Annotated in this window: 22 protein-coding genes; 13 read left to right on the top strand and 9 right to left on the bottom strand. The window is 36.9% G+C overall.

Annotated features, from left to right (window positions below; translation table 11 throughout):
* Positions 1 to 688 (top strand): NAD(P)(+) transhydrogenase (Re/Si-specific) subunit beta (locus tag J0H12_03860; protein MBN9413041.1); only part of this gene is annotated, 688 nt, incomplete at its 5' end.
* Between the two features lie 175 nt (positions 689 to 863).
* Positions 864 to 2,615, top strand: a complete 1,752-nt coding sequence (gene lon / locus J0H12_03855; protein ID MBN9413040.1) for an endopeptidase La — start codon at positions 864 to 866, stop codon at positions 2,613 to 2,615.
* An 18-nt stretch (positions 2,616 to 2,633) separates the two neighbouring features.
* Here lon and J0H12_03850 read toward each other — a convergent pair whose 3' ends face one another.
* The 4 genes from J0H12_03850 to J0H12_03835 form a co-directional block, all read right to left on the bottom strand.
* Positions 2,634 to 3,332 carry a CvpA family protein gene (locus J0H12_03850; GenBank protein ID MBN9413039.1) on the bottom strand — a complete coding sequence of 233 codons (699 nt, stop codon included), beginning with the start codon at positions 3,330 to 3,332 and terminating at the stop codon, positions 2,634 to 2,636.
* 74 nt (positions 3,333 to 3,406) lie between these two features.
* Positions 3,407 to 4,765 (bottom strand): DNA repair protein RadA, encoded by a 1,359-nt coding sequence (gene radA / locus J0H12_03845; GenBank protein ID MBN9413038.1) that lies wholly within the window; start codon positions 4,763 to 4,765, stop codon positions 3,407 to 3,409.
* Position 4,766: 1 nt separating this feature from the next.
* Positions 4,767 to 5,543 carry an ATP-binding cassette domain-containing protein gene (locus J0H12_03840; GenBank protein MBN9413037.1) on the bottom strand — a complete coding sequence of 259 codons (777 nt, stop codon included), beginning with the start codon at positions 5,541 to 5,543 and terminating at the stop codon, positions 4,767 to 4,769.
* Positions 5,540 to 6,370 carry an ABC transporter permease gene (locus J0H12_03835; GenBank protein ID MBN9413036.1) on the bottom strand — a complete coding sequence of 277 codons (831 nt, stop codon included), beginning with the start codon at positions 6,368 to 6,370 and terminating at the stop codon, positions 5,540 to 5,542. The genes J0H12_03840 and J0H12_03835 overlap by 4 nt, the downstream gene beginning before the upstream one ends.
* Before the next feature lie 321 nt (positions 6,371 to 6,691).
* Between J0H12_03835 and J0H12_03830 the strand changes: the two genes are divergently transcribed.
* The 5 genes from J0H12_03830 (at position 6,692) to prmC (ending at position 12,319) form a co-directional block, all read left to right on the top strand.
* On the top strand, positions 6,692 to 7,717 hold the full coding sequence (locus J0H12_03830) for a nitronate monooxygenase (protein MBN9413035.1): 1,026 nt from the start codon (positions 6,692 to 6,694) through the stop codon (positions 7,715 to 7,717).
* A 322-nt stretch (positions 7,718 to 8,039) separates the two neighbouring features.
* Positions 8,040 to 9,083: a DUF4115 domain-containing protein gene (locus J0H12_03825; GenBank protein MBN9413034.1), complete on the top strand. Its 1,044-nt coding sequence runs from the start codon at positions 8,040 to 8,042 to the stop codon at positions 9,081 to 9,083.
* A gap of 61 nt (positions 9,084 to 9,144) precedes the next feature.
* Positions 9,145 to 10,377 (top strand): histidine--tRNA ligase, encoded by a 1,233-nt coding sequence (locus tag J0H12_03820; GenBank protein MBN9413033.1) that lies wholly within the window; start codon positions 9,145 to 9,147, stop codon positions 10,375 to 10,377.
* A 5-nt stretch (positions 10,378 to 10,382) separates the two neighbouring features.
* Entirely contained in the window at positions 10,383 to 11,462 is a 1,080-nt protein-coding gene (gene prfA / locus J0H12_03815) for a peptide chain release factor 1 (GenBank protein ID MBN9413032.1), read from the top strand.
* On the top strand, positions 11,462 to 12,319 hold the full coding sequence (gene prmC, locus J0H12_03810; GenBank protein ID MBN9413031.1) for a peptide chain release factor N(5)-glutamine methyltransferase: 858 nt from the start codon (positions 11,462 to 11,464) through the stop codon (positions 12,317 to 12,319). The genes prfA and prmC overlap by 1 nt, the downstream gene beginning before the upstream one ends.
* A 15-nt stretch (positions 12,320 to 12,334) precedes the next feature.
* On the opposite strand, the gene aspS is transcribed toward prmC, so the two are convergent.
* Positions 12,335 to 14,116 carry an aspartate--tRNA ligase gene (gene aspS / locus J0H12_03805; GenBank protein ID MBN9413030.1) on the bottom strand — a complete coding sequence of 594 codons (1,782 nt, stop codon included), beginning with the start codon at positions 14,114 to 14,116 and terminating at the stop codon, positions 12,335 to 12,337.
* A gap of 93 nt (positions 14,117 to 14,209) precedes the next feature.
* Between aspS and rnd the strand changes: the two genes are divergently transcribed.
* The 6 genes from rnd to J0H12_03775 all read left to right on the top strand — a co-directional run bounded on the left by rnd (position 14,210) and on the right by J0H12_03775 (position 20,485).
* A complete protein-coding gene (gene rnd / locus J0H12_03800) occupies positions 14,210 to 15,379 on the top strand; it encodes a ribonuclease D (protein MBN9413029.1) in 1,170 nt (389 codons plus the stop codon).
* 47 nt (positions 15,380 to 15,426) lie between these two features.
* The gene (locus J0H12_03795; protein ID MBN9413028.1) at positions 15,427 to 16,422 is read left to right on the top strand and encodes an ABC transporter substrate-binding protein; all 996 of its coding nucleotides are present in this window, start codon (positions 15,427 to 15,429) and stop codon (positions 16,420 to 16,422) included.
* A 172-nt stretch (positions 16,423 to 16,594) separates the two neighbouring features.
* Positions 16,595 to 17,647: an ABC transporter substrate-binding protein gene (locus tag J0H12_03790; GenBank protein ID MBN9413027.1), complete on the top strand. Its 1,053-nt coding sequence runs from the start codon at positions 16,595 to 16,597 to the stop codon at positions 17,645 to 17,647.
* A gap of 3 nt (positions 17,648 to 17,650) precedes the next feature.
* Positions 17,651 to 18,550 carry an ABC transporter permease gene (locus J0H12_03785; protein MBN9413026.1) on the top strand — a complete coding sequence of 300 codons (900 nt, stop codon included), beginning with the start codon at positions 17,651 to 17,653 and terminating at the stop codon, positions 18,548 to 18,550.
* A 2-nt stretch (positions 18,551 to 18,552) separates the two neighbouring features.
* On the top strand, positions 18,553 to 19,350 hold the full coding sequence (locus J0H12_03780; protein MBN9413025.1) for an ATP-binding cassette domain-containing protein: 798 nt from the start codon (positions 18,553 to 18,555) through the stop codon (positions 19,348 to 19,350).
* A 97-nt stretch (positions 19,351 to 19,447) separates the two neighbouring features.
* Positions 19,448 to 20,485 (top strand): alpha/beta hydrolase, encoded by a 1,038-nt coding sequence (locus tag J0H12_03775; protein MBN9413024.1) that lies wholly within the window; start codon positions 19,448 to 19,450, stop codon positions 20,483 to 20,485.
* On the opposite strand, the gene J0H12_03770 is transcribed toward J0H12_03775, so the two are convergent.
* The 4 genes from J0H12_03770 to J0H12_03755 all read right to left on the bottom strand — a co-directional run bounded on the left by J0H12_03770 (position 20,384) and on the right by J0H12_03755 (position 26,263).
* A complete protein-coding gene (locus tag J0H12_03770; GenBank protein ID MBN9413023.1) occupies positions 20,384 to 21,877 on the bottom strand; it encodes an AMP nucleosidase in 1,494 nt (497 codons plus the stop codon). The two genes, J0H12_03775 and J0H12_03770, sit on opposite strands and share 102 nt — an antisense overlap.
* 9 nt (positions 21,878 to 21,886) lie before the next feature.
* Positions 21,887 to 22,639: a thioredoxin domain-containing protein gene (locus tag J0H12_03765; GenBank protein ID MBN9413022.1), complete on the bottom strand. Its 753-nt coding sequence runs from the start codon at positions 22,637 to 22,639 to the stop codon at positions 21,887 to 21,889.
* 61 nt (positions 22,640 to 22,700) lie between these two features.
* Positions 22,701 to 24,065, bottom strand: coding sequence for a M48 family metallopeptidase (locus tag J0H12_03760; protein ID MBN9413021.1), 1,365 nt, complete (start codon positions 24,063 to 24,065; stop codon positions 22,701 to 22,703).
* Between the two features lie 20 nt (positions 24,066 to 24,085).
* Positions 24,086 to 26,263, bottom strand: a complete 2,178-nt coding sequence (locus J0H12_03755) for a ribonuclease E/G (protein ID MBN9413020.1) — start codon at positions 26,261 to 26,263, stop codon at positions 24,086 to 24,088.
* Positions 26,264 to 26,447: the final 184 nt, after the last annotated feature.

The raw sequence follows: 26,447 nt of genomic DNA, 5'->3' as shown, positions 1-26,447 counted from the left end.
TAACCATCTCCTCATTATTACAGGAGCTCTTGTCGGTTCTTCAGGTGCAATCTTGAGTTATATCATGTGTAAAGGAATGAATCGTTCTATCTTTAATGTTATTTTGGGTGGATTTGGAAGTGATACTTCAGCTATTTCTACGACAACATCAACAGAGCAACGTCCTGTTAAAGCTGGGAGTGCTGAAGATGCCGCATTTATTATGGCAAATGCAAAATCTGTTATTATTGTTCCTGGATATGGTATGGCTGTAGCACAAGCACAACATGCTTTGCGTGAAATGGCGGATCTTCTTAAGCAAAAAGGGGCTCAAGTTCGTTATGCGATTCACCCTGTTGCTGGACGTATGCCTGGGCATATGAATGTGCTTTTGGCTGAAGCTAATGTTCCTTATGAGGATGTACTCGAATTAGACGAAATCAATAGAGATTTTCCTACAACAGATGTGGCTTTTGTTATCGGTGCAAATGATGTTACCAATCCACTTGCGAAGACAGATCCGAGTAGCCCTATTTATGGAATGCCAATTTTGGATGTTGAAAGGGCACAAACAGTTTTGTTTGTAAAGAGATCTATGGCTGCAGGATATTCAGGGGTTGATAATGAACTTTTCTATCGTGATAATACAATGATGCTTTTTGGCGATGCTAAAAAAGTATGTGAAGAAGTTATTAAAGCAATAGAATAGAAATCTGAAGTGATTTCTTATGATAGGTTAGCTGTCTATAGAAATTAGAAGAAGTGTATTTTTTAAGCTTGCCTTTGTAACCATCTAGGTTTCAAGGCAAGTTTATTATAAACTTGCTTTTTTAGGGTATTATATTATATAACAAATAGTCACAATTAATTGACGGTTAGTGCAAATGATACAAATTTTTCTTGCTCTTTATTTTTCATTATTTTTGGGAAATCTGTTTTTACCTCAAAATCCTTTAAGTGATTCTCAAGGGCAAATTCAATCAGCAGACAAGAAAAATTTTTTTGAAGCTGAACTTGAGAAAATTCGTGAACGTATAAAAAATAAAAAGCTTACATCGGAAGCACGTGAAAAGGCACTAGCTGAATTTGAACGTCTATGGAATATGAATCCTTTTTCTCCTGAAGCAGCTGAAATTCGCAAATATCTTGATTGGCTATTAAGTTTTCCTTGGGTTCCAGAAAATCATCAAAAAGAAATTGATCTCGCAGAAGCCGAGAAGATTTTAAATGAGGATCATTATGGATTAGTTGAGGTAAAAGATCGTGTTATTGAATATCTAGCAGCACAAAAGCGTGCAGGACATAAAAAAGTGCCTGTTCTTTGTTTATTAGGATCGCCTGGCGTTGGAAAAACATCTCTGGCAAAGTCTATCGCTCGTGCATTAGGTCGAGAATTTCAAAGAGTGCCTCTTGGTGGGATAAGAGATGAAGCCGAGATTCGTGGACATATGAGAACCTATGTAAGTGCTCGTCCTGGTCGCATTATTGAAGCACTTAAGAAAGCAAAAACAACGAATGTAATGATTTTGCTTGATGAAATTGATAAAGTTGGAGGAATGAATTGGTCTGGAGACCCTTCTGCTGCACTTTTAGAGTTACTCGATCCTGAACAAAATAATGCTTTTCTTGATCATTATCTGGAAATTGGTGCAGACCTTAGTTCAGTAATGTTTGTTGCAACGGCTAATGATCTTTCTAATCTTCCCAAGGCCGTTCTTGATCGTATGGAAATCGTAACGATTGAAGGATATACTCTGCAAGAAAAACAAGAAATTGCAAAACGCCATATAATTCCTCGTCAGATGGAAATGAATGGTCTTAAAGAAAATGAATTTTCTCTTGATAGAGAGCTTATACCTCTTTTGATAGAACGTTATACATTTGAAGCAGGTGTGAGAGGACTTGAACGGGAAATAGCAAAAATTTGCCGAAAAGCTGCAAAAGAGCTTATTTTAAAAGGAAAAACATTTATCAGCATCACGAAAGAAAATCTCGAAAGTTATGCTGGTCAAGAGAAAGTGTTTAGGACACGTGCTCATAAAGTCAACCAAGTTGGTGTAACCACAGGATTAGCAGCTTCTGGTGCTGGGGGGAATTTAGGATTTATTGAAGCTGTCATTATGCCAGGTTCTGGAAAAGTATTTACGACAGGTTCGCTCGGAAATATGACAGTTGAATCCTTTAATGCGGCTGCAAGCTATATTCGAGCCCATGCTAATGCTTTTGGAATTAATCCTGAAATTATTAAGCAACAAAATATTCATCTTCATATGCCTGAAGCAGGATCTCCAAAAGATGGCCCTTCAGCTGGTGTGGCTGCTGCTGTCTCCATCGTTTCTGTTTTTACAGGAATCCCCGTACGCCATGATGTTGCAATGACCGGCGAAATAACATTACATGGTAATGTACTGCCTATTGGTGGGCTTAAAGAAAAACTCTTAGCAGCTCAGAGGGAAGGGATTAAGAAAGTTTTGATTCCAGCAGATAATGTCCGTGATCTTGATAAGGTCCCAGAGAGTTGTAAAGCTGCTTTAGATATTATTCCTATTAAAAAGGTCGAAGAGGCTTTTTCAATTGCGCTTGAACGCATGCCAACGCATGATAAATTGATGAATGGAATGGTTAGCCGAAGATAAACTAGAGACTAGTCTAAATTAAGCTTCTTCGTCCGTTTTATAATTTTGAATAAGTCGATCCATTGAATGTCGATGTTGAGTGCGGTACCCATCCGCTTTATTTTTCTCATTTTCTTTAGGTTTAGGTTGTGAAAGTGCTTCCATAAGCTTTTCAGGATTTTGAAGGAAAGTGCTAGAAGCCTCAATTTTAGATTTGAAAAATTCTATAGAAACTAAGCCTTTTGGAAAAAATAAAAGGATGGTTTCTGCGCTCTTTAAGAGAAAAGGATAGGATTTTGCAGATAAAAGACAAAGAGGACGATGATCAGGTTTCCATAAAAAATTACTCATAAAAAAGAGAAAAATAGCAATAACACTGCCGCGCAATATACCAAAAAGAAGCCCGAGAGAACGGTCTAAACTTACAAGAATACTGCCTTTAACACGATTAGACAGAGCTCGAATAAGTGTCATAAAGGTGACAAAAGAAAATATAAATAAACCTAATGCTGCAATAATATCGGCAAGAAGTGAGTTTCCAACCCATTTATATACGAGAGGTTGCAGAAAAGGGACGCCCCAGATTGTTACAAAAAATGCTCCTGCCCAACCTGCAATTCCAAAAAATTCCCGCGTAAAACCACGTAGGATACCAATCAAAGCAGATAACGCCAAAATGGAAAGAATTCCCATATCAATGGCATTAAATTCGGAAATAATAAAAGAAGATTCGATCATTAGCTTTATTCACATCATAAATTTGCATTATTACTAAATAAAAATAAGGTGATTTTCAATTCATAAATTTCATTCTAAAAGTGGGCAAAATCTCTTAATAGAGAAATTTCATGGAGTCGAACACCTAAATCTTGGCTTAATGTATTTTTCTGGCGACAGGGAGGTAAAAAAGCTTGCTTAAAGCCAAGTTTAGCAGCTTCTTTAAGGCGTAGTTCATTCTGTCCAACAGAACGAAGTTCTCCTGAAAGGCCAATTTCTCCAAAAAAAATAGCATCATTTGGAAGAGATTTTCCGCTTAAAGCAGACATAAGAGCGGAGGCCACAGCAAGATCAGCTGCAGGCTCGGAAATCTTTAATCCTCCAGCAACATTTAAATACACGTCCCGTGTACTAAAGGGAATATTACAGCGTGTTTCAAGAACAGCTAAAACCATTGCAAGTCGGCTTGCATCCCATCCAATGACAGCACGTCGAGGTGTTCCATAAGCCGCAGGAGAAACAAGCGCTTGTATTTCTACCAATAAAGGGCGAGTTCCTTCAATGCCGGCAAAAACAGAAGATCCACTGGCCTCTCCTTGACGCTCAGAAAGGAAAAGTGCTGAAGGGTTTGCGACTTCTTGTAATCCTGCTTGTGTCATTTCGAAAACACCAATTTCATCTGTCGCTCCAAAACGGTTTTTCACAGCTCTTAAAATCCGAAATTGATGTCCTCGTTCTCCTTCAAAATAAAGGACTGTATCGACCATATGTTCTAAGACTTTGGGGCCAGCAATCATCCCTTCTTTTGTTACGTGACCTACCATAACAACGGTAATACCCCGTTTTTTAGCAAGACGGGTAAATTCATGAGCAGCCGCTCGAACTTGGCTAACAGAACCTGGAGCAGATTCAATAGCATCAATTGACATTGTTTGAATTGAGTCAATGATGATCAAGGGAGCCGCATTAGGATGATCTAAGGATGCAATAATTTCGCCCACATTTGTGCTTGATGCTAAAAGTAAAGGCGATTCTTGCAAGTGTAAGCGATGAGCTCTCATTCGTACTTGTTCAACAGCCTCTTCTCCGGAGATATAAGAACAAGGCTGACGTTGGCTTAATAGGGCTGCAACTTGTAATAATAACGTTGATTTTCCAATGCCAGGGTCTCCACCCACAAGAATGACAGAACCTGGTACAAGGCCGCCGCCACAAACACGATCAAATTCAGCAAGCCCTGTTAGAGCGCGGGGTAAAGGAGGCGATTGTTCTGCTAATTTCGAAAATTCAATAACTTTTCCTCGCGTTTGTTTCTGATGTTTAGAAGCTGGTGAAGAAGTTTGGACTTCTTCAATAAGAGTATTCCAACTTTCACATCCATTACAGCGTCCTGTCCATCGAGGATGACTCATGCCGCACTGTTGACATACATAAAGAACAGTGGGTTTTGCCATATTATTTTACATCCACTTTGATGGGTCCTTGAGTACGGCCATGAATAAATTGTTGTACATAAGGATTATCGGTTTTTTCAATAGACGTTACATCTCCTTGCCAGACAATTTTCCCCTCATAAATCATTGCAATTCTATCCGCTATTTTTTTTGCACTCGCCATGTCGTGTGTAATGGTAATTGCTGTTGCGCCCAAGTCGTCTACACTTGCCCTAATTAGATCATTAATGATTCCTCCCATAATGGGATCAAGTCCTGTAGTCGGTTCATCAAAAAATAAGATTTCTGGTTTTGGTGCAATTGCACGGGCAAGGGCAACACGACGTTGCATTCCACCTGAGAGTTCAGCGGGATAGAGATCTGCAACTTCTTCAGGTAAACCGACTGAAGCTAATTTCTCAATCGCATATGAGCGTGCCTGGATACGGTGCATTTTCTTTTCTTGAAGTAGAGAAAAGCTAATGTTTTCCCAAACAGGGAGGCTATCAAATAATGCAGATCCTTGAAAAAGCATGCTTATTTTATGGCGTATTTTATCTAAATCAGAGCGTGAGGCATTGATAATCTCTTTTTGATCAATTTGAATGCTGCCTTTGTCGGCTTGTATGAGGCCAAGGATACACTTTAACATCACAGATTTTCCGGTACCTGATCCTCCAATAATGACTAAAGACTCACCGGGTAAGATTTCCAAATCTAATCCTTGAAGTACTTTCTTAGACCCAAATGATTTATGGACATTCTTTAAAATGATTCGTGGAAGCTTATGTTTTGTCATTTATCAAAAAAAACCGCTGTCAATAAATAGTTAAAAATAAGAATTAAAATTGAAGAAGAAACAACAGCATTGGTTGTAGCACTTCCGACTCCTTGAGCACCACCTTTAGAATAATATCCATGGTAACATCCCATTATGCTAATGCAAAAGCCAAAAACGGAAGCTTTAATAAGACCTGAGATAACGTCAATTGCTTTTAGGTATTGAAGGGTCTGATGGAGATAATTCCCAGGGTTAAAGCCTAATTTATAAATTGAAACGAGATACCCGCCAAAGACCCCAATGATATCCGCAACTAAAACAAGAAGAGGAAGTGTAAATATGCCAGCAATAACACGAGGCATCACAAGATATTGCAGAGGATCAGTTGAAAGAGTTGATAAGGCATCAATTTGTTCAGTGACACGCATAGTCCCAAGTTCTGCAGCAATTGCGGCACCGATACGGCCTGCAACCATTAAACCTGCAAGAACAGGGGCAAGTTCACGGGTTATAGAGAGGACAACAACCGTTGCAACAGCGCCTTCTGCAGAAAATCGCGCAAAACCTGTATAGCTTTGTAAAGCAAGTACCATTCCGGTAAACATTGCCGTTAATCCAACGACAGGAAGTGAAAAATATCCGATATTAATAATTTGCTTTAAAATTTGACGTGAATAATAAGGTGGGCGAATTCCCATAGTGATGGTTTGATTTATGAAAATTATAAGATGGCCTGTTCCTTGAAGGAAGTTTAGAAAAATCCGACCAACATTTGCGAAAAAAGAAGTCATTCTTAAGATCTCAAAAATTTCAAAATTTGCATTTTTATCATTGGAAAGTAGCATGTTTTTAAGCCCTATAAAAGAAGAGCTTATTGTAAAGTACATTTTTTACATAATATTTTGAGTTTAAATAGTAAAAACTTGAAAAATTAGCTATTTTATATGATCTTTTGATGCAAGATTCTATATGTAATAACTAATTGAATTAATAAAAATTATCTATAAAAAATATACAATAATTATCATATTAACTTAAGTCATTAGTAATATTAATGAAAAAGCATTAGTCATTTTCTTTAAGATTAAATTTTATGATGAAAAATGCTTGCCTGTTTTGACAAAGAAGATTATGCAGAAGGAAATAATTTGATTTGGAAATCTAATATGCAAGCACATTCATATTTAAACTCTTTATGGCAACGTGGAAAAGATTTTTTAGGCGTTGAAGTACCTATCCTTGCAGGAGCCATGACTTGGGTATCAGAGCGCCACTTGGTTTCAGCTATTTCAAATGCTGGAGGATTTGGAGTCATTGCTTGTGGAGCAATGGAACCGCATCACCTTGATCTGGAAATTACTGAAACAAAAAAACTGACAAATCGACCTTTTGGGGTAAATTTAATTACACTTCATCCAGCTCTTCCTGAACTTATTGAGGTTTGTATTCGACATCATGTCAGTCATATCATCCTAGCAGGTGGGTTGCCGAATGCTGAATCTATTAAAGCAGTTAAAAATGCTGGAATTAAAATGATCTGTTTTGCTCCAGCTTTGGCTTTAGCAAAAAGATTAATCCGAATGGGAGTCGATGCTCTTGTGATTGAAGGCCATGAAGCAGGCGGGCATATTGGACCTGTGACAACATCTGTGTTAGCGCAAGAAATCATTCCTGTCTTAAAAGAAGTCCCTATTTTTGTTGCCGGTGGCATAGGTCGTGGTGAAGCTATTTTAAGTTATCTTGAGATGGGAGCTTCTGGGTGCCAGTTGGGGACTCGTTTTGTTTGTGCTTCAGAATGCAGGGCTCATCCTAATTTTAAGCAAGCCTTTATTCGTGCCTCTTCTCGAGAAGCTACTATTTCTCCACAGCTTGATCCACGTTTTCCTGTCATTCCCGTGCGTGCCTTGGAAAATGAAGGAACTAAAGAATTTATTGAATTCCAGCGGCAGATTATTGATCAAGTTAATGCTGGTGAAGTTGATCTTAAAGAAGGACAACTTAAGATTGAAAAATATTGGGCAGGTGCTTTGCGTCGTGCTGTTATTGATGGCGATATTGAAACAGGTTCGGTGATGGCAGGGCAAAGCGTTGGTCTTGTGAATAAAGAGCAACCCGCTAAAGAAATCGTTGAAGAACTTATGACTCAAGCTCTTACCGCCATTGAAATGCGAGAAAAAATAAAAATAGGTTAAAGATTTTTAGAGTGAATCAAGGAAACTTATTTTCAAGATAAACAATCTTTAAGTATTTAGAATCTTTAAAATTAAACAATTCTTATTTAAGTAGGACTTCGGCTTAAGGCACTTGAGAGCAAGCGCTAATTATTCTTAATTGCTTTATATTTACGTTGCAGACATAAAATTTTTTGTAATTCTACAATAAAAAAAATCTTAAAGAAAATTATTATATGCCAAATTGTTAATTTACAAGTTGTCTGGCTAAATTTTTAGACGGATTGACTTGTTTTTAAGATGTAGCTATTTATTTTATAGTAACTTATGGGGAAACGATTGCATGAATGTTAACAAAAAACCAGTAAAGAAGGCAGAATCTTTGAAAAAAAACGAATCTGTTGAGTTAACTGAGAAAGATTTTTCTGTAAAAGAAATTAAAGTACCTCTACACGTAGGGCACCATTTTCGAAAAATTAGAGAACGAAAACATTATACCTTAGAAGAAGTTTCTGAAGTTCTAAGGATTGGCGTGCGATATTTAGAAGCTATTGAAGAAGGAAATGCTGAATTTCTTCCTGAGAGAGTATATACATTAGGTTTTGTTAGAGCGTATGCTCAGTTCTTAGGAGAAAAACCATCAAAATGGGTAGAACTTTTTAAGCAACAAATTTTACTTGAAAACCAAAATGTGCAATTAAATCTTCCTGAAGCGTTAAGAAAATCAACAACCCCAAATAGAGTATATTTAGTTGTGTCTATTGGTATTGCTGTTAGTATTTTATTAATTTGGTTTATTATAAATTCAGTTTCTAAAGAAAAACAAGAAATACCAGACTCCATACCATCTGATAAAACATTGATGAGGTCTGAAAAATCTGACCCTGCTCAAGATCAATTCCAAAAGGAGTTATCTGAAAAGCCGTTTGAAAAAACATCTTTATCGCTAACATCCTCTTCCTCTGATTTATCTAATATAGTTGATAAAGATAGTGAGATTTTAATTCCTAAAAAAGATAATGAGCCCATGTTAGAAAATTTAGAGAAGAAAGAAAATAAAACAACTGAACAGCTTCCTGAAAAAACATCTACAGTTGAGAAAAATACACCAAGTTCCTCTATTAATATAAAATTGAGTTGTACTGAGGAATCTTGGATTCAAATTAATAATACTCAAGGAGAAACTATTTTTGTAAAAACAATGTTGCCTGGAGATACATTTGATGTTCCTCAAAAAGAAGGCTTATTATTATACACAGGAAACGCAGGTGGCATTAATGTGAGCGTTGGAGATGAAACGCCAAAGTCTTTAGGTAGAAAAGGTGAAGTTAAACAGCATATTTTACTAGACGCTCAGTCATTACTCTCCTATCTTAGCGCACATTAAATAATAAATGGGCAAAAAGTCCTTCTTAGGGGCTTAAGCTAAAAACCAAAGGAGTGTATTCGTGTTTCAGCCTGTTCGCGGAACGCATGATTTATTGCCTAATGAATGTCGTCAATATCGCTTTATTGTGAAAGAAGCGATGAAAGTTGCGGGTTATTATGGTTTTGATGAAATTTCAACCCCTATATTTGAGTTCTCTGGTGTTTTTCATCGCCTTGGTGAAACTTCAGATATTGTAAGTAAAGAAACTTATACATTTAAAGATAGGGGAGGTGAAGAGCTCACTCTTCGTCCAGAAGGTACAGCGGGTGTGGTGCGGGCCGTGATTTCTAATGGAATGGCTCAGCATGCACCCCTAAAACTTTCTTATGCTGGTCCTATGTTTCGATATGAACGTCCCCAAAGAGGTCGTTATCGACAATTTGATCAGATAGGTGTTGAATTGATAGGAACTGCAATTCCGACGGCAGATATCGAAGTTATTGCAATGGCCTATCATATCTTAAAGACTTTAGGTATTGAACATAAAATTAAACTTGAAATCAATACATTAGGAGATCCAGAGAGTAGAGAAACTTATAAAAAAGCACTCTTAGCATATCTTATGCCACTACGTGCTAAATTATCTCCTGAGAGTCAAGACAGGCTTGAGCGTAATCCTTTAAGAATTTTAGATTCAAAAACTGAACAAGACAAAGAAATTATAAAAGAAGCCCCCGTTTATGGTGATTATTTAAATGAAGCTTCAAAAATATTTTTTAAAGAGGTATGTCGAGGATTAGAATTATTAGAGATACCCTATAAGATTAATCCACGTTTAGTACGAGGCTTAGATTATTATTGTCATACTACATTCGAATTTATTACTGATGCATTGGGAGCCCAAAGCGCGGTTATCGCGGGCGGACGCTACGACAATCTAGTCGAAATGATGGGAGGGCCGCATCTCCCGGGCATTGGATGGGGAGCAGGGGTTGATCGAATTTCTTTACTAAAGCCAGAATTCCCAAAAATTGTAGCTCCTGTAGCTATGATCCCTCTAGGAGAACAAGCTGAAGAGGTTTGCCTTAAATTAGCACAAGAATTACGCTATAAGGGGATTTTTGTTGATATGGGATATCATGGGAATTTATCTAAACGCTTAAAACGTGCTGATAAAGTAAATGCAACTCATGCGGTCATTATTGGTGAAGATGAAATAAGAACAGAAGAAGCTCTTGTGAGAGATTTCAAAACAGGTGTTCAAGAAAAGATTTCTTTCACAAAATTGATAGATAAATTAATAAAGGAATAATAAACGTGAGTTTCGATGTTAAGCTAAATCATGTTCTTGCACGTTATCATGAACTTGGAGATATACTTGGGACAGGTCATCATGAAAGCGGACAAGAATTTGTGCGCATCTCAAAAGAATACTCAGATCTTAAAGATGTTGCTGAAGCTATTATGTTATTACGTAAAGAACAAAGTGAGATCAAAGATCTGGAAGAATTACTACAAGATTCTACTCTTGATATAGAATTTAAAGCATTAGCAGAAGAAGACCTTAGAGCGCGAAAAGAAAAGATACCAGAACTTGAACACGGCATAAAAGTCCTTTTACTGCCTAAGGATGTGGATGACGAACGTAACGTGATTCTTGAAATTCGCGGCGGAGCTGGTGGAGATGAAGCGGCTTTATTCGCAAGCAACTTATTGCGCATGTATCAACGTTATGCTGAAGGTTTAAGGTGGCGATTTGAGATTATAAGCTTAACTGATACAGGCATTGGTGGCATAAAAGAGGTCAGTGCGTCAGTTTTGGGGAAGGGAGCCTATTCACGTCTTAAATTTGAATCTGGGGTTCATCGTGTTCAGCGGGTTCCTGCGACTGAATCGCAAGGTCGAATTCACACAAGTACAGCAACAGTTGCTGTTTTGCCTGAAGTAGAAGATGTTGATATTACAATTGAAGAAAAAGATTTGCGAATTGATGTTTATCGTTCGAGCGGGCCTGGTGGTCAATCAGTTAACACAACAGATAGCGCTGTTCGGATTACGCACATTCCTTCAGGTCTTGTTGTACAACAGCAAGATGAAAAATCTCAGCATAAAAATAAAGCAAAAGCACTTAAAATTTTACGAGCAAGGCTCTATGATCTTGAAAGACAAAAGAAGGAAGCAGAAAGATCTGCATCGCGTAAAAATCAAGTTGGATCTGGCGATCGTTCTGAACGGATCCGAACCTATAATTATCCCCAAGGACGTGTCACTGATCATCGTATAAATTTAACCTTATACAAACTAGAGCAAATTATGGAGGGAACAGATTTAGATGAGTTACTTGATGCTCTCATTACTGAAGATCAGGCTACTCGTCTTGCTGATATCGCTGAGTAATGTCATTAACAATTTATGAAGCTCTTTCAGAAGCTCAGGAAAAATTAAAGCAAGCTGGAATTTTAAACAGTTTTCATGAAGCTCGATTACTTCTGAGGTATGCTTTAAATTTTTCCTTAGAAAAAATTATCATTTCTCCTCAAGTCCACCTGACACCTGAGCAGCTTGAAAAATATAAGTATTGGATCACAAGAAGATCTTTACATGAGCCTCTTTCAAAAATCAGAGAAGAAAAAGAATTTTGGAGTTTGCCTTTTATTGTAAAGGCTGAAACTTTAGATCCTCGTCCTGATAGTGAAACATTAATAGAAGCCGTCCTTAAAACCTATCCGTCTCGTGAAATGGTTTTTAATATTCTCGACTTAGGTATTGGTACAGGTTGTCTTATTATTACTTTACTTCAAGAATATCTTTTTAGTTTTGGAATCGGTGTTGATAAATCAGCACAAGCTCTTGAAGTTGCTCAACTTAATTTAGAGAAATTTAACTTACAGGATCGGCTTAAGCTGATCCAGACTTCTTGGGGGGAGGGGATTGAGGGAACATTTGATATTATTATCTCAAATCCTCCTTACATTGCTGAAACAGAGCGACAAATTCTTTCACCTGAAGTTATTCAATATGACCCCGAGATCGCCTTATTTGCAGGAGAAGATGGTTTAGATGCTTATCGTGCTTTGGCACCTCACGTTTTTCGTTTATTAAAAACTTCAGGCCATTTATTTCTTGAGATTGGTCAAGGGCAAGAAAAAGCTGTTGAAAAAATTTTTGAAAAATCAGAGCTTATTATTCAAGAATGGATCCCAGATTTAGCTGGGATCATTCGGTGTGGAATCTTTCAAAAAGCGTTTGTATAAACAAAAATAGTAATTTTATTTTTGTTCGGGTGGTAATTGAACGCGAATGTGAAGTTCTTCAAGTTGTTTTTGTGTTACCTCTGACGGAGCGCCCATTAATAAATCTTGAGCTTGCTGATTCATTGGAAATGCAACAATTTCACGTAAATTTGGTTCTTCAGCGAGAAGCATTACAATTCGATCAATACCAGGCGCTGAGCCACCATGAGGCGGCGCACCATATTTTAAAGCATTCAGCATTCCACTAAATTGAGTTTCAACTTCTTCTCGTGTATAGCCTGCAATTTCAAAAGCCTTATACATAATTTCAGGTTTATGGTTACGAATTGCCCCGCTTGAAAGCTCATAACCATTACAAACGATATCGTATTGATAAGCTTTGATATCTAGTGGATCTTGAGAATTTAAGGCTTCAAGTTCTCCTTGAGGCATAGAGAACGGATTGTGGGAGAAGTCTATTTTTTTGTGTTCTTCATTATATTCGAACATTGGAAAATCAACGATCCAGCAGAACTTAAAGCAATTTCTTTCGATAAGATCTAGTTCTTGTCCAATTTTTTGGCGCGCTAAGCCGGCAAGTTTTTCGGCCTCTTTTTTTGGTGCACAGACAAAGAAAACAGCATCACCTTCTTGAACATTTGTTAATTCTTTCAAACGCTTTAGCCGAGCTTCATCTAGGAATTTTGCGATCGGGCCTTTTGCAACACCCTCGGAAAAAATAATATAACCAAGGCCTGGTGCTCCTTGAGTTTTTGCCCAGTCATCTAAGTTAACAAAGAATTTGCGTGATTCTTTAGCAGCAGTAGGTGCGGGGATTGCTCTAATGACGGATCCTCGAGAAATGGCATTTGCAAAAACACTAAATTCTGAGTTTTCAAAAACTTCATTTACCTGTGAAATAACGAGAGGATTTCTCAAATCTGGCTTATCTGAACCATATTTAAGCATTGCTTCATCATATGTGATACGGGGAAAAGGAGTCTCTGTTACAATCTTATTTTTCCCAAATTCAGTAAATAGTCCATGAAGAACAGGTTCAAGAGCAGCAAAGACATCTTCTTGAGTCACAAACGACATTTCAAAGTCTAATTGATAAAATTCTCCTGGAGAGCGATCAGCACGCCCATCTTCATCACGAAAACAAGGCGCAATTTGGAAATAACGATCAAACCCTGCAATCATAAGAAGCTGTTTAAACATTTGAGGGGCTTGCGGGAGGGCATAAAATTTACCGGGATGAACGCGAGAAGGGACTAAGAAATCTCTTGCTCCTTCAGGAGAGCTAGCCGTTAAAATGGGTGTTTGGTATTCTATAAAGTCTTGCTCGATCATTCGACGACGAATAGAGGCAATAATTTGACTGCGAAGTACGATATTCGCATGCATTTTTTCGCGGCGAAGATCAAGAAAACGATAACGAAGCCTTGTTTCTTCTGGAAATTCTTGATCACTGTTAACAGATAGCGGTAAAACATCTGCAATTGAATCAACATGACAGTCATCAATCGCAAGTTCAATAGCGCCTGTTGGCATTTTTGTGTTTGTTGTTTCTGGGGTTCGCTGAAGTACATGCCCTGTGACTGTGATAACACTTTCAAGTTTAGTAGCTTCTAGTGTTTTGAAGTGTTCATTTTTTGCTTCAATTACGCATTGAGTAATTCCATAATGGTCTCTCAAGTCCACAAATAAAAGATCTCCATGATCTCTTTTCCGATGAATCCATCCAGAAAGCCTGACTTGTGAACCGACGTGTTCTGCCGTTAATTCATTACATTTGTGTGTTCGGTAAAGATGCATAATTTTCTCTTTCTAAATTTTCTGTTGAGGTAAAATAGCAATTTATATTGCTTTTTGCTAGAATTCTTCTCTTAAAGTGAAAAGGATATTTGTATGGAATTGATTTCAACCAATGAAAAGCTAATAACATTTTGTAAAAAAATAGAAAATGAAGATTTTATCGCCGTTGATACCGAATTTATTCGAGAAGATACTTATTGGCCTAAAGTTTGCTTAATACAAATTGCAGGTTCCCAAGATATCGCTCTTATTGATCCTTTGAGTGTTGAAATTGATCTTTTGCCGCTTTTTGAAATTATGAAAAATGAAAATATCATTAAGGTATTTCATTCTGCTTACCAAGATTTAGAAATCTTTTACTTTTTAATGAAAGAACTACCTAAGCCTATTTTTGATACTCAAATTGCCGCAATGGTTTGTGGTTTTGGTGAGTCTGTTGGTTATGAAACACTTGTAAATTCCATGGTTAAAACACCTTTAGATAAATCAAGCCGTTATTCAAATTGGGCACGACGTCCTCTCACTGATAAACAATTAAAGTATGCAGCGAATGATGTTATTTTTTTAAGAATAATCTATCAGAAACTTTTTGAACGCCTCCAAAATAATGATCGTTTTTTATGGATAAAAGAAGAAATGGAGGAATTACAAAATATTGACTCTTATAAAGTTCAGCCTGAAAAAGCGTGGCAAAGATTACGTCCAAGGAGTGGAGAACCACGATTTTTAGCTCGCCTGCAAGCTTTGGGAGCTTGGCGTGAATTGGAAGCTGTACATAAAAATATCCCAAGAGGTCGGATGCTTCGGGATGAAATTCTTGTTGAAATTGCCGCCCATAATCCAAATTCCTCAGAAGAATTATGTCAAATAAGAGGTATTTCAACGAAATTAGCAACAGGGATTGTTGGGACTCAGATCATGAGTGTTCTAAGTTCAGCAAATGAAATTCCCTCTGAAGAGTGTCCAACACTTCATATAAAAATAGGTAAGTTAGGAGCATCTTCTACTTTAATTGACTTATTGAGAGTTCTTTTGAAGATAAAAAGTCAAGAATCTCAAGTGGCTGAAAGGCTCATTGCAACAACTAAAGATCTCGATTCTCTTATTATGTTAAAAGAAGAAGCACCTATTGATGTCCTTAAAGGGTGGAGATATGAGATTTTTGGAAAAGTTGCGCTCGATTTTCTGAATGGTAAAGTTTCAATCTTTCTTGAAGATCGGAAAATATGTGTGAAAGAAGATAATATAAAAAACTTTGCGTAAAGGCGAATTTTTTCGTAGTGTGTCGCAAATTTAATGAGAATTTTTCCATGAAAATACTAAAAATATTGCTAGGTTTAAGCGTTTTAATTTTAGGTAGTCTCTTTTTGTTTAGAGATAAGATTGAACCGTCGGCTCAGTCACTTAAAGTAATAGCCATTAGCCAGATAGTTGAACATCCATCTCTTGAAGCTGTAAGGCAAGGAATTTATGATTTCCTTTCACAAAGTGGATTAGAAGAGGGGAAGGATTACAAAGTCATTTATAAAAATGCTCAAGGAAATATGAGTATTAATAATCAAATCGCACAACAGTTAAGCGGGATGAAGCCAGATGTTATGGTTGCAATTTCAACACCTAGCGCACAAGCTCTTGCATCTGTTTCTCATGGTAAAAATATTCCTCTTGTGTTTGCGGCTGTCACAGACCCTTTGCAGGCGAGGTTAATTAAAGATTTAAATAAACCTGGAGATTTTATTTCTGGTGTAAGTGATCTTCCTCCTTTAAATGCCCAAATTGAATTGATTCGAGAACTTTTCCCTACAGCTAAGAAAATTGGAATTCTATATAATCCTGCAGAGGTGAATTCGACGAAGACGATCAGCGAATTTCAAGATTTAGCAAAAAAATTTGAATACGAAATTTTGTTAGCTCCGACTACAAAAAGTTCAGAAGTATTATTTTCTGCTCAAAATCTAATCGGAAAAGTAGATATTTTATATATTCCTCAAGATAATACAGTTGTTTCTGCAATTTCTTCTTTGATTTCTTTACAGTATGAAAAAAAGATTCCTTGTTTTACAAGTGATGAGGTTCTTGTTCAAAAAGGGGCAATTGCAGCTGTTGGAACGAGTTATTATGAACATGGGAAGCAGGTTGGAGAAATTGTATTTAAATTTTTAGAAAATAAAAAAGGGGTACAAATTCCCATAGCATTTCCGCGGAATCCTCAAATCTATATTAATTATGAGACCGCAAAGAATTTAGACTTAAGTATTCCAGATAAAATCGCTCAAAAAGCAAAAATTTATAAATTGGAAAAATAGTTGAATATGCAGCAATTATTTTAAATTAATTGAATTTTAAAATAATTATGAGATTATAAATAGCTGTAGGTCAGCTTTATGTATCAGAAATTGAACGATAATTAATTAAAATTGTCTTTTTAGCAATAATGTAAGATATGGTAAAAGCGAGAAAAACTATAAGGAGCTTATTATGGCCATTAAAAACATGCTCATCCCAATTTTGAGCGGCTTTAAAGATTTTGTGGATATATTTTATATAAGATTCTTAACAATTATAGTTTGTTTTAATTTATTTATACCTGCTCTTCATTCAGAAGAGCTTAAGCCTCTTATTACTATTACACAAATAATTGATCATCCTTCTGCTAATTCTGTCAGAGAAGGGATTAAAAAATCTCTTGAAGAATTAGGGTATCATGAGGGCAAAACAATGCATTGGGTTTATAAGAATCCTCAAGGCAATAATGCAACCAATATTCAAATAGCTCAGCAATTTGTAAGCATGACGCCGGATATTATGGTGGCGATTTCAACACCTAGTGCACAAGCTCTTATGTCTGCCGCTCGAAAAAGGAACATTCCAATTGTTTTTGCGGCTGTGACAGACCCAATAAATGCTGGAATTATCAAAGATCTTAAGAATCCTGGAGGATTTATTACAGGGGTCAGTGATTTTCCTCCTCTTGAAAAACAAGTAATGTTGATTAAGAAGATGCTTCCTCACGCTAAAATTATAGGTGGTATTTATAATCCTGGAGAAATTAACTCTGTAAAACAATTTAAGCTTTTTGAAGAATTTGCAAAGAAAGAAGGTTTTGAAGTTATATCTGTAACAGCTATGAAAACATCTGATGTTCATTCGGCAGCTTTAAGTCTTATTAAAAAAGTAGATGCTTTTTTCATTCCTTTAGACAATACGGTTCTTTCTGCCATGGATAGTTTAATTAAACTGCAATTTGATTTTCAAAAACCAATTTTTACAAGTGAGACAGATTCTGTTTTTCAAGGTGCTTTAGCGACCGCAGGAGCTCATCTTTTTGATATTGGAAAAGCTGCAGGAAAAATGATTGCTCGCATCTTACAAGGAGAAAAACCAGGAATTATTTCTGTCGAAACAGCGAAAGTTTCTCATGTAACTGTGAACATGAAAACTTTAAATAATTTTAAGCTAAAGCTTCCAGAAAATACAGAATTCAACTTTGAAAAAATTGGACATGAAGGTCCAATAAATAAGGAAAAATAGACAGTGAATGAATTACAATTTCTAGGTGCGATTGAGCTTGGTTTAATTTATGGAATGGTTGCTTTAGGTGTTTATCTTTCTTTTCGAGCCTTAGATTTTCCAGATTTGACAGCTGATGGTTCTTTTCCTTTAGGAGCTGCAATAGCGGCAATCTTAATTTCACAAGGATATAATCCATGGTTATCGACATTATGTGCCATCTTAGGAGGAAGTCTAGCAGGTTTATTCACAGCATGGCTTAGTGTGCGATGGAAGATCTTAAATTTATTAGCCAGTATTTTAACTATGTTAGCACTTTATTCTATTAATTTAAGAATTATGAAAGGTCCTAATATAACAATTATGATGGATGTAGAAACAATCTTTACGCCATTTGAGGCTTTCTTTAGCGCAAAAATAGCAGGGACAATACTCATATTAAGCATACTCTCTTTAGTTATTGGTACTTTCTTATGGTACTTTTTATTAACAACGACAGGTCTTGCTTTGCGGGCAACTGGTGCTAATCCACGTATGGCTCAGGCACAAGGTATAAAAACCAAAGGAATGATTCTTCTGGGGATTGCTATAAGCAATGGGTTAATTGCTTTAGGAGGCGCATTATTTGCTCAACATCAAGGTTTTGCAGATGTGACGATTGGAAATGGAACGATTATTATGGGGCTCGCGGCGGTCATTATTGGTGAAGTTGTATTCCCCACTAGAAGAATTTGGTTGACCCTTTTGGCGTGTATTATTGGGACGATTCTTCACCGCTTTGCAATTGCTTTAGCCCTGAATGCGGATGGACTTGGATTACAAGCAACTGATCTTAATTTAGTAACAGCAGGCATTGTAATGGTGGCAATGATACTTCCACGTTTGAAAAAAGCGACAACGAATAAATTAATAGGGCGAGGCTAAGCATGATTAGACTTGAGAAAGTACGCGTATTATTCAATCAAGGAACTGCATTAGAGAAAGTTGTCTTAAAAAATATTTCTCTAACGATTGAAGAAGGCGAAGTTGTTACTGTTATTGGTGGTAATGGAGCTGGAAAATCTACTCTTCTGAATGTTTTAACGGGAGATATTAATATTTCTCAAGGACGAATATTTTTTGAAGAAACTGATGTTACACGGTGGTCGTCAGAGAAAAGGGCACGTATGGTCGCGCGTGTGTTCCAAGATCCTTTAATAGGAACATGCGGTACTTTAACTGTTGAAGAAAATCTGGCTTTAGCATTTTATCGCGGTAAAAATCTCGGTCTTGGATTTGCTTTATCTCCGAAGAATCGTAAAATTTTTATAACATTTCTTGAAAGATTAAATTTGGGTCTTGAGAAACGATTGAGAGATCCAATAGGCTTGCTTTCAGGGGGACAACGTCAGGCTATTTCTTTAATTATGGCGGCACTTTCTCCAATGCAGATATTGGTTCTTGATGAACATACTGCAGCTCTTGATCCACGTACGGCAGCTTTCATCATTCAACTCACGCGCAATATAATTCTAGAAAAAAATCTTACAGTGCTAATGGTAACGCATAGTATGCATCAAGCGCTTGAAGTCGGAAATCGTACTCTAATGTTAACAGAGGGGGAGATTGTTTTTGATGTTAAGGGAGAAGAACGTTCCAAATTGAAAGAAGATGATCTTTTGAAACTCTTTAAAGAAGTTGTCCACAAAACAGGAGAGGAAGATGAATTTTTACTAAATTCATAAGCCAGTTCTCCTGATTAAAATACTCTTTTGTTTACGTATTTTAAATAAAGCCTCTATTACAATAAAGATAAAGGCACGTAAATGGAGTATGTAAAGAATGATAAAAGAGCCCTATAAATTTATGCATACTGAAGATGGTGCAAAAATACGCATAGGATTCTGGCCTGCTCATCCAAAAGCTCAGACAACAACCATTCGTACTATTGTCTTACTACAAGGCAGAGCTTCATTTATGGAAAAATATCAAGAAATAATCGAAATACTATGTCGAAAAGGTAATAATGTGTGGGCTCTTGATTTACGTGGTCAAGGACTTTCAAGTCGTATGCTTCCTAACCATAATAAATTACATATAGATTCATATGATACTTATCTTCACGATTTTCATCAATTCATGACTAACTATGTAAGGCCAATGCACCAAAATAATTTGATTTTGTTAGGGCATTCAATGGGAGGTCATATAGCTCTACGCTATTTAAGCGAATATCAAAATATTTTTGATGGTGCTGTTTTAGTCGCTCCTATGATTGATGTTAAAACAGGAGGTTATCCAAAATCTCTAGCTAAATTAATTGCTCAGTCTGCCTGCTTTATTGGATGTGAGGACGCCTATATTTTTGGCCAAGAAAACCTTAATCCCATATATGAGTATTTTGAAGGTAATTACTTCACTCATGATCGGCAACGTTATTTTGCTCATAGAGATTTACAACTTAAAAATCCGGGACTTGTGTCCGGTGGGGGTACTTATGGTTGGCTTCAAGCCACGTTTAAATCTATTCAAATGCTCCATGAGTCTACCTATTTAAAACAAATACATACGCCTCTTTTGTTGATAGCTGCAGGGCAGGAAGAGCTCATAGACAATAGTTCTCTAGAATACGTTGCTGAGAATTTAGCAAAATGTAAAGTCAAGATTTATGAACATTCTCGGCACCAAATATTTATGGAAACAGATGAGATTCTTACCCAATTTTGGGCCGATTATGATTCATTTATTGACCAAAATTTCGGGGAATTTGAACAAGCTTTAGCGAAACGCCGGCTCGTCGAATCCCCTGAGCTTCCTGGAGTGCAAGGACGCGACACCCCGTTCGCGAATGATGCGAATCGCCTCCAACCCAATTATTAAGTGTTGCTGCACTCTTTCACGATAAAAATTATTGGCCATTCCGCGAAGCTTAATTTCTCCATGAATTGGTTTATCTGAAACGCAAAGTAATGTCCCATAAGGAACACGGAAGCGAAGGCCATTAGCAGCAATCGTTGCAGATTCCATATCAAGGGCAACAGCACGGCTTTGATTGAATTTTTCATAAATCTCATCGGACCTTAATTCCCAATTTCGATTATCGGTTGTATAGATAGTTCCAGTTCGTAGTCGAAATTTTGCATCTACAGCTTGCAAGCCTGTAACAGCAAGAACAGCATCTTGAAGAGCTATCTGAACTTCTGCAATTGGAGGAACTGGTACCCATAAAGGAAGATCATCATCTAACACGCCGTCATCTCGCACATAGCCATGTGCGAGTATATAATCACCAAGGTTTTGATTGCGTCTGAGGGCGGCACAATGACCTAAGGTAAGCCAACAATGGGGACGTAAAACAGCTAAATGATCGGTGATATTTTTAGCATTTGCAGGACCAACACCAATATTAATAAAAGTAATGCCATTTCCATCAGGGCGTTTTAAATGATAAGCAGGCATCTGTGGAAGATGCATTGGCTCTTCACCTATCTTCTGTAGGGTCGTAGCTCCTGATTTTCTGGTAATAACATCTCCAGGTGTAACTAAAGCTGTGTATTCGTCACCTTCTAAAAGTTTTTGTTCTGCAAAGTGAATAAATTCACCTAAATAGCGTTGGTAGTTAGTGAGTAAAATAAAATTCTGAAAGTGTTCTGGAGAGGTTCCCGTATAATGGTGAAGTCTGTGAAGAGAAAAATCTACACGCTCGCCGGAAAAAAGGGCAAGAGGACGAGGACTATTAGCAATCGGTTTATAAGTATGATTAACAATATGATCATTAAGGCGTGTGAGATTAGGATGTTCAAAGTTAAGGCGTAATTGATCGATTTGAGATTCACTAAGATTTGTATTACTAAAATCAGCAATAAAGGCTAAAGGAATAGGCCATTCACTTCGTCCAACAATAATCGGTTTTTGATATCTCTCAAGTAATAATGAGATTTGTTCTTCGTAATAATCCGAAAAAAACTCAGGGTGTGTTAATGTTGTTCCATAAAAACCGGGCGCATCAACAAATCCATAAGAAAGAGCAGCATCAGATAGCTTGATATCAGCGCTGCTTATATAAATACCAACATATGGGTAGCAACCTTCCTTAGGGGAAGCAGCGCTCTTATCTCCTTGCTTAAGGTTATCATAAGCTTGACCAATTATAGCTGAACTTTCATTGTAAAGTTCTTTTATTTTTTGGACTGCAGCCGCCGCATTTGTATACTCTTGAGTATCATAGATGCGTACAGAGCCTTCAATCAATTGAGGTGGAGTTTGGAACATATTTTCCCTTTAATTTTTATCTTTAGGATTAAGTGAAAAGATCTTTTTTAGGCTATTAATATCCGGTCCGCCAGGAATAATAACGTCACCATAAATTATTGTCGGTGTTGCCTCTATGTTAAGTTTTGAGGCTAAAGTCTCATTTTCAGCAATTTTCTTTTCGATAATGCTAGACGATAAATCAACTTTAAATTTATCGATGTCCAAGCCTATTTTTTCTGCAATATCGAAAATATCTTGTTCAGTCATATCTGGGTTCGATTCAAATACTGCATTTTGGAATTCAGCATATTTCCCTTGATTTTTGGCTGCGAAGATTGATCGTACAGCTAATTTAGATATTTCCCCAAAGATTGGCAGATCTTTGAATATAATTTTTACATCTCGTAATTCTGGGTCTTGAGGAACCATATTTAAAGTTTTATGAAATTTTCGACAATGTCCACAAAAAGGATCCATGAAGACAACCAGTTTTTTGTGGCCATCACTATTTCCAATAAATGGATCACTAGAATTAGTGAATATTTCATCCACATTTTTTGAAATGATAGATTTATTTTGAGATGCTTGTTCTTGTTGGCGCTTTTCTTGGAGTTTTTGAAAAGCTTTTTCCATAATTTCTGGTTTTTTCAATAAAAATTCTTCAACAACTTTTTCAATACCCTCTTTTTGGCCTTTTGAAAAAACATCTGCGCCAATAACTTGAGTTGTTGTGCTTAAAAGTATCGCAAAACTTAATTTTATAATTTTCAAATTTTTCATATAACCCTCCCATGTAAGTTACAAATACTAAAAGATCCTTCTTTAGAGATCAATAAAAGTTTTAAAAAGAGCTTATTTCTTGTCTCTTTAATTCACGTTCTGCAAATTCTTTTATATCTTCTGCGCGAATTTTTTCTGGCCCTGATGAGAGGAGGTGTTCCGCTCTTTTTGCTTGGTTTAGAGCAAGATCATATTTGCCAATAGCAAGTGCCTCTTCTGCCAGACATAAAGCAGACACGCCAATATTTTTCTGTCGTCCATGAGCTATAGCAAGTAAGCGCCATGTAAAGGGATTTTCTTTTTCTTTTTGAAGGACTTTATTAAGTTCACGGATAGCTTCTCGATTATAGGTTTCAGTATTAGCTTCCAATATCACTTGAGCATAACTAAGCCTTATCAATGCAGCATCAGGTTTAAGATCTTTAGCACGTTGATATGCTTGAATTGCATCAGAAATATGTCCATTTTCAAAATTTATCTGTCCTTTTAATTCCCAAAAATATGGATCTTTAGGATAATCGTGAAGTAAATTTTCTATTTGATTTAAAGCTTCAGCCACCTTGTTAGAGCGGTAATAAGCAATTGCTCTTGCATAACGGGCTTCAACTGAAGTGTTATTTTGTCCATATTTGAGGAAAATTTGTCCTGAAGGTTGTAAAAAGGCCTCTAACTTAGCTAGAATTCTTTTATAAGAGGCATAAAATCTATCTGGTAGATTTTTTTGAGTATAAGGTGAATGACTAATATGAGTTTTTAAAAATTCGACACGATCATGACTAAAAGGATGAGAGCGCATATACAAATCTTGCCGTTCTGAGCTTAAGAGCTCTTGCTTTTCAAGAGATTGCATAAATTCATAAAAACCCTTTGAAGACCATTGTAGTTTATCTAGATATTTCACGCCAGCGGTGTCAGCACTGCCTTCTTGTCCACGGTTATAGTGTAGAAAAGTATTTTGAGCGACACTTATTCCTCCCATCGTTAAGCCTACAGCTGCATCTGCATTTCCTGCAAGCATAGCAGCAACACCTAATACCATGCCTGCCATAGCCATTGTTGTTGCTTTAGAAGCCATCCCCTCGCGCCCAGCAAGATGACCTCCTGCAATATGTCCAGTCTCATGGGCGAGAACCCCAATAATTTGTTCTGGAGTTTTCGATTTTAAAATGAGACCAGTGTTAAGAAAAATGGAGTATTCAGTCGTTGCAAAAGCATTAATGTCTGAATCCACGATGATAAAGATTTTCAAATTTTCAGGTTTTAATCCTGCGACTTGAAAAATAGGAGAAGTGAAATCAATTAAAGTTTCTTCTATCTCAGCATCTCGAATGGTCACACCTTCTTGAATAGCTTGTGCTCCCATAGAAATCGAGGGAAGAACAAAACTTTTCAATAATAGAAAAATGAAGCTAAAATTAGATTTCAATCTCAAAATCTTCTCTCTTCTTAATCAAGTAATTTTTTCCACCATCTTTTGGGCGCGCTTTTTTTTTGCTTTTTAACTTCTTGTGGTAGATTTTCTTCATGAGAATTATTTTTTTCTCTTATTTCTTCTGATCCAGAGGGCAGTTTTATTTCTACTTTACCGTCAGAAACTTCTTGTAAAGATGAAATCGGGCTTTCAGAAGCTACGCCTTTATTCTCTTCAGATGACTGTGAAAAGCCTGGACGTCTATTGCGTGAACGCCGACGTCGGCGTCGCCCACCTTCTCGTTTTTCATTTTCTGAAGTCAGTTGTACAGTCGTATTTTCTGAATTATCTTCTGTTTCTTTTTTTGAGTTAAAAGCGTCATTCTTATGTGGCTGCTGGGATTGCGAATGACTAGATCTCTGATGATGACGATTCCGTTTAAAATTTTTCTCTTCTGTGAGATTATCTTTCGCGGCGGAAGCTTCTTGTGATTTAGAGAGTTCAGTTTCACCAGAAAGATCTTCTGCATTTTTTCTTTTTATGCGGTTAAGACGATATTGTGGGCTGATTAAAGTTTCATCTCCTTCAACGAAGACTAACATTTTATGGCGTTCTTCAATCATTCTTAAATGTGGTCTTTTACTATTTAAAAGATAAAAGGCAATTTTTGGAGGTACATGGACTAAAATCTCTGCACAATTTCCTTTGAATCCCTCATCTTCTATAGCACGTAAGATATAAAGAGACGCAGATTCTATAGAGCGCACAAAGCCGGTTGCATTACAATGTGTGCATGGATGAGCCGTTGTTTCTAAAATACTGGGACGTAGCCTTTGTCGGGAAAGTTCCAAAAGTCCAAAAGGACTAATTTTCCCCATTTGTATGCGAGCTCTGTCATTTTTAAATGCTTCTCTTACTCTACGTTCAACCGCGGCAATATGGCGAGCTTCATCCATATCAATGAAGTCGATAACAATAAGGCCTGCAAGATCTCGTAATCTTACTTGCCTTGCAATTTCGTCTGCAGCTTCAAGATTCGTTTTTAATGCCGTTTCTTCAATATGACGTTCACGAGTTGATCGTCCAGAGTTAATATCTATAGAAACAAGAGCTTCTGTAGGATGGATAACAATCGAACCTCCGGATGGAAGCCTTACTGAAGGATTATACATTTCATCAATTTGAGCTTCGATGCCGAATTTCCTAAAAAGAGGTATAGTTGTGCTTTTATAATTTTGAACACGTTTTACATGGCTAGGTATTAACGTCTTCATAAATGTTTTTGCTATTTTGTATCCTTCTTCACCATCCACTAAAATAGATTCAACATCTTTAGTATAAAGATCACGTATAGCTCGTTTGACAATATCTTCTTCTTCGTAGATAAGACTAGGAGCAATTGATTCAAGGGTGTGTAAACGAATACCATTCCAAGTTCGCATAAGGTATTCAGCATCCCGTTTAATTTCTATTTTAGTTCGTTCACGTCCAGCAGTTCGAATAATGAGCCCCATACCTTCTGATATGGCTAGATCATCCAATATTTCGCGAAGACGATTTCGATCACTCGTGTTGGATATTTTTCGTGAAATTCCTCCACTGCGTGGTGAGTTTGGCATCAAAACACAATAACGACCTGCAATCGATAAGAAAGTCGTAAGAGCAGCTCCTTTTCCGCCACGTTCTTCTTTAACTACTTGGATGAGCATTATTTGATTCTTATGGATAACTTCCTGAATCTTATATCGACGATGGAGAGAAGGGCGACGAATGACAAGTTCATCTTCTTCATGAGGAGGTGATTCACCTCCCAGAACAGAAATAGGCATCGAAAATCCATCTTCTGTGACAGGTTCAGAAGATGAATTGGCCGCAGAATCTTCGGATGAAGGTGAGGGCTCATCTGTTTTTTCTTCAAATTCTGATTGATTTAATTCAGCTTTTAAGGCTTCGCGATCAGAAACAGGAATACGAAAGTAATCTGGATGTATTTCACTAAACGCTAAGAAGCCGTGTCTGTTGCCGCCGTAATCAATAAAGGCAGCTTGCAAGGAAGGCTCAACACGAGCAACTTTCGCAAGATAAATATTCCCTTTAAAAATTTGCTTTGTTGTACTTTCAAAATCAAAATCAGAAAGGCGATTATCCTCATCTATGACTGCAACGCGTGTCTCTTCTGGATGCGATGCATCAATAATCATTGTTTTTTTCATTTATTTTACTCCTGAGTCTATCCTTTATCACAAGGACATCAAATTACTCTCAAGAGTTACCAAAACATTAGGCAGAATCATCCAAAGAAGGAGGAAACAACAAGAATTCTGTTTGATTAGTAACTTCATTTTTGTATGTGAAAGTTGCAATGTGTGAAATTGTTATTCTTCCTACTTTCATTTC

The organism is Candidatus Paracaedimonas acanthamoebae, from assembly GCA_017307065.1.
Classification (GTDB): domain Bacteria; phylum Pseudomonadota; class Alphaproteobacteria; order Caedimonadales; family Caedimonadaceae; genus Paracaedimonas; species Paracaedimonas acanthamoebae_A.
The sequence above is the reverse complement of the archived record's forward strand: the minus strand, read 5'-3'. Positions and strand labels throughout refer to the sequence as shown.

Coding starts and splice junctions, on each gene's coding strand:
- lon (MBN9413040.1), top strand. CDS start 864: ATGATACAAATTTTTCTTGCTCTTTATTTTTCATTATTTTTGGGAAAT.
- J0H12_03850 (MBN9413039.1), bottom strand. CDS start 3,332: ATGATCGAATCTTCTTTTATTATTTCCGAATTTAATGCCATTGATATG.
- radA (MBN9413038.1), bottom strand. CDS start 4,765: ATGGCAAAACCCACTGTTCTTTATGTATGTCAACAGTGCGGCATGAGT.
- J0H12_03840 (MBN9413037.1), bottom strand. CDS start 5,543: ATGACAAAACATAAGCTTCCACGAATCATTTTAAAGAATGTCCATAAA.
- J0H12_03835 (MBN9413036.1), bottom strand. CDS start 6,370: ATGCTACTTTCCAATGATAAAAATGCAAATTTTGAAATTTTTGAGATC.
- J0H12_03830 (MBN9413035.1), top strand. CDS start 6,692: ATGCAAGCACATTCATATTTAAACTCTTTATGGCAACGTGGAAAAGAT.
- J0H12_03825 (MBN9413034.1), top strand. CDS start 8,040: ATGAATGTTAACAAAAAACCAGTAAAGAAGGCAGAATCTTTGAAAAAA.
- prmC (MBN9413031.1), top strand. CDS start 11,462: ATGTCATTAACAATTTATGAAGCTCTTTCAGAAGCTCAGGAAAAATTA.
- aspS (MBN9413030.1), bottom strand. CDS start 14,116: ATGCATCTTTACCGAACACACAAATGTAATGAATTAACGGCAGAACAC.
- rnd (MBN9413029.1), top strand. CDS start 14,210: ATGGAATTGATTTCAACCAATGAAAAGCTAATAACATTTTGTAAAAAA.
- J0H12_03795 (MBN9413028.1), top strand. CDS start 15,427: ATGAAAATACTAAAAATATTGCTAGGTTTAAGCGTTTTAATTTTAGGT.
- J0H12_03790 (MBN9413027.1), top strand. CDS start 16,595: ATGGCCATTAAAAACATGCTCATCCCAATTTTGAGCGGCTTTAAAGAT.
- J0H12_03780 (MBN9413025.1), top strand. CDS start 18,553: ATGATTAGACTTGAGAAAGTACGCGTATTATTCAATCAAGGAACTGCA.
- J0H12_03775 (MBN9413024.1), top strand. CDS start 19,448: ATGATAAAAGAGCCCTATAAATTTATGCATACTGAAGATGGTGCAAAA.
- J0H12_03770 (MBN9413023.1), bottom strand. CDS start 21,877: ATGTTCCAAACTCCACCTCAATTGATTGAAGGCTCTGTACGCATCTAT.
- J0H12_03765 (MBN9413022.1), bottom strand. CDS start 22,639: ATGAAAAATTTGAAAATTATAAAATTAAGTTTTGCGATACTTTTAAGC.
- J0H12_03755 (MBN9413020.1), bottom strand. CDS start 26,263: ATGAAAAAAACAATGATTATTGATGCATCGCATCCAGAAGAGACACGC.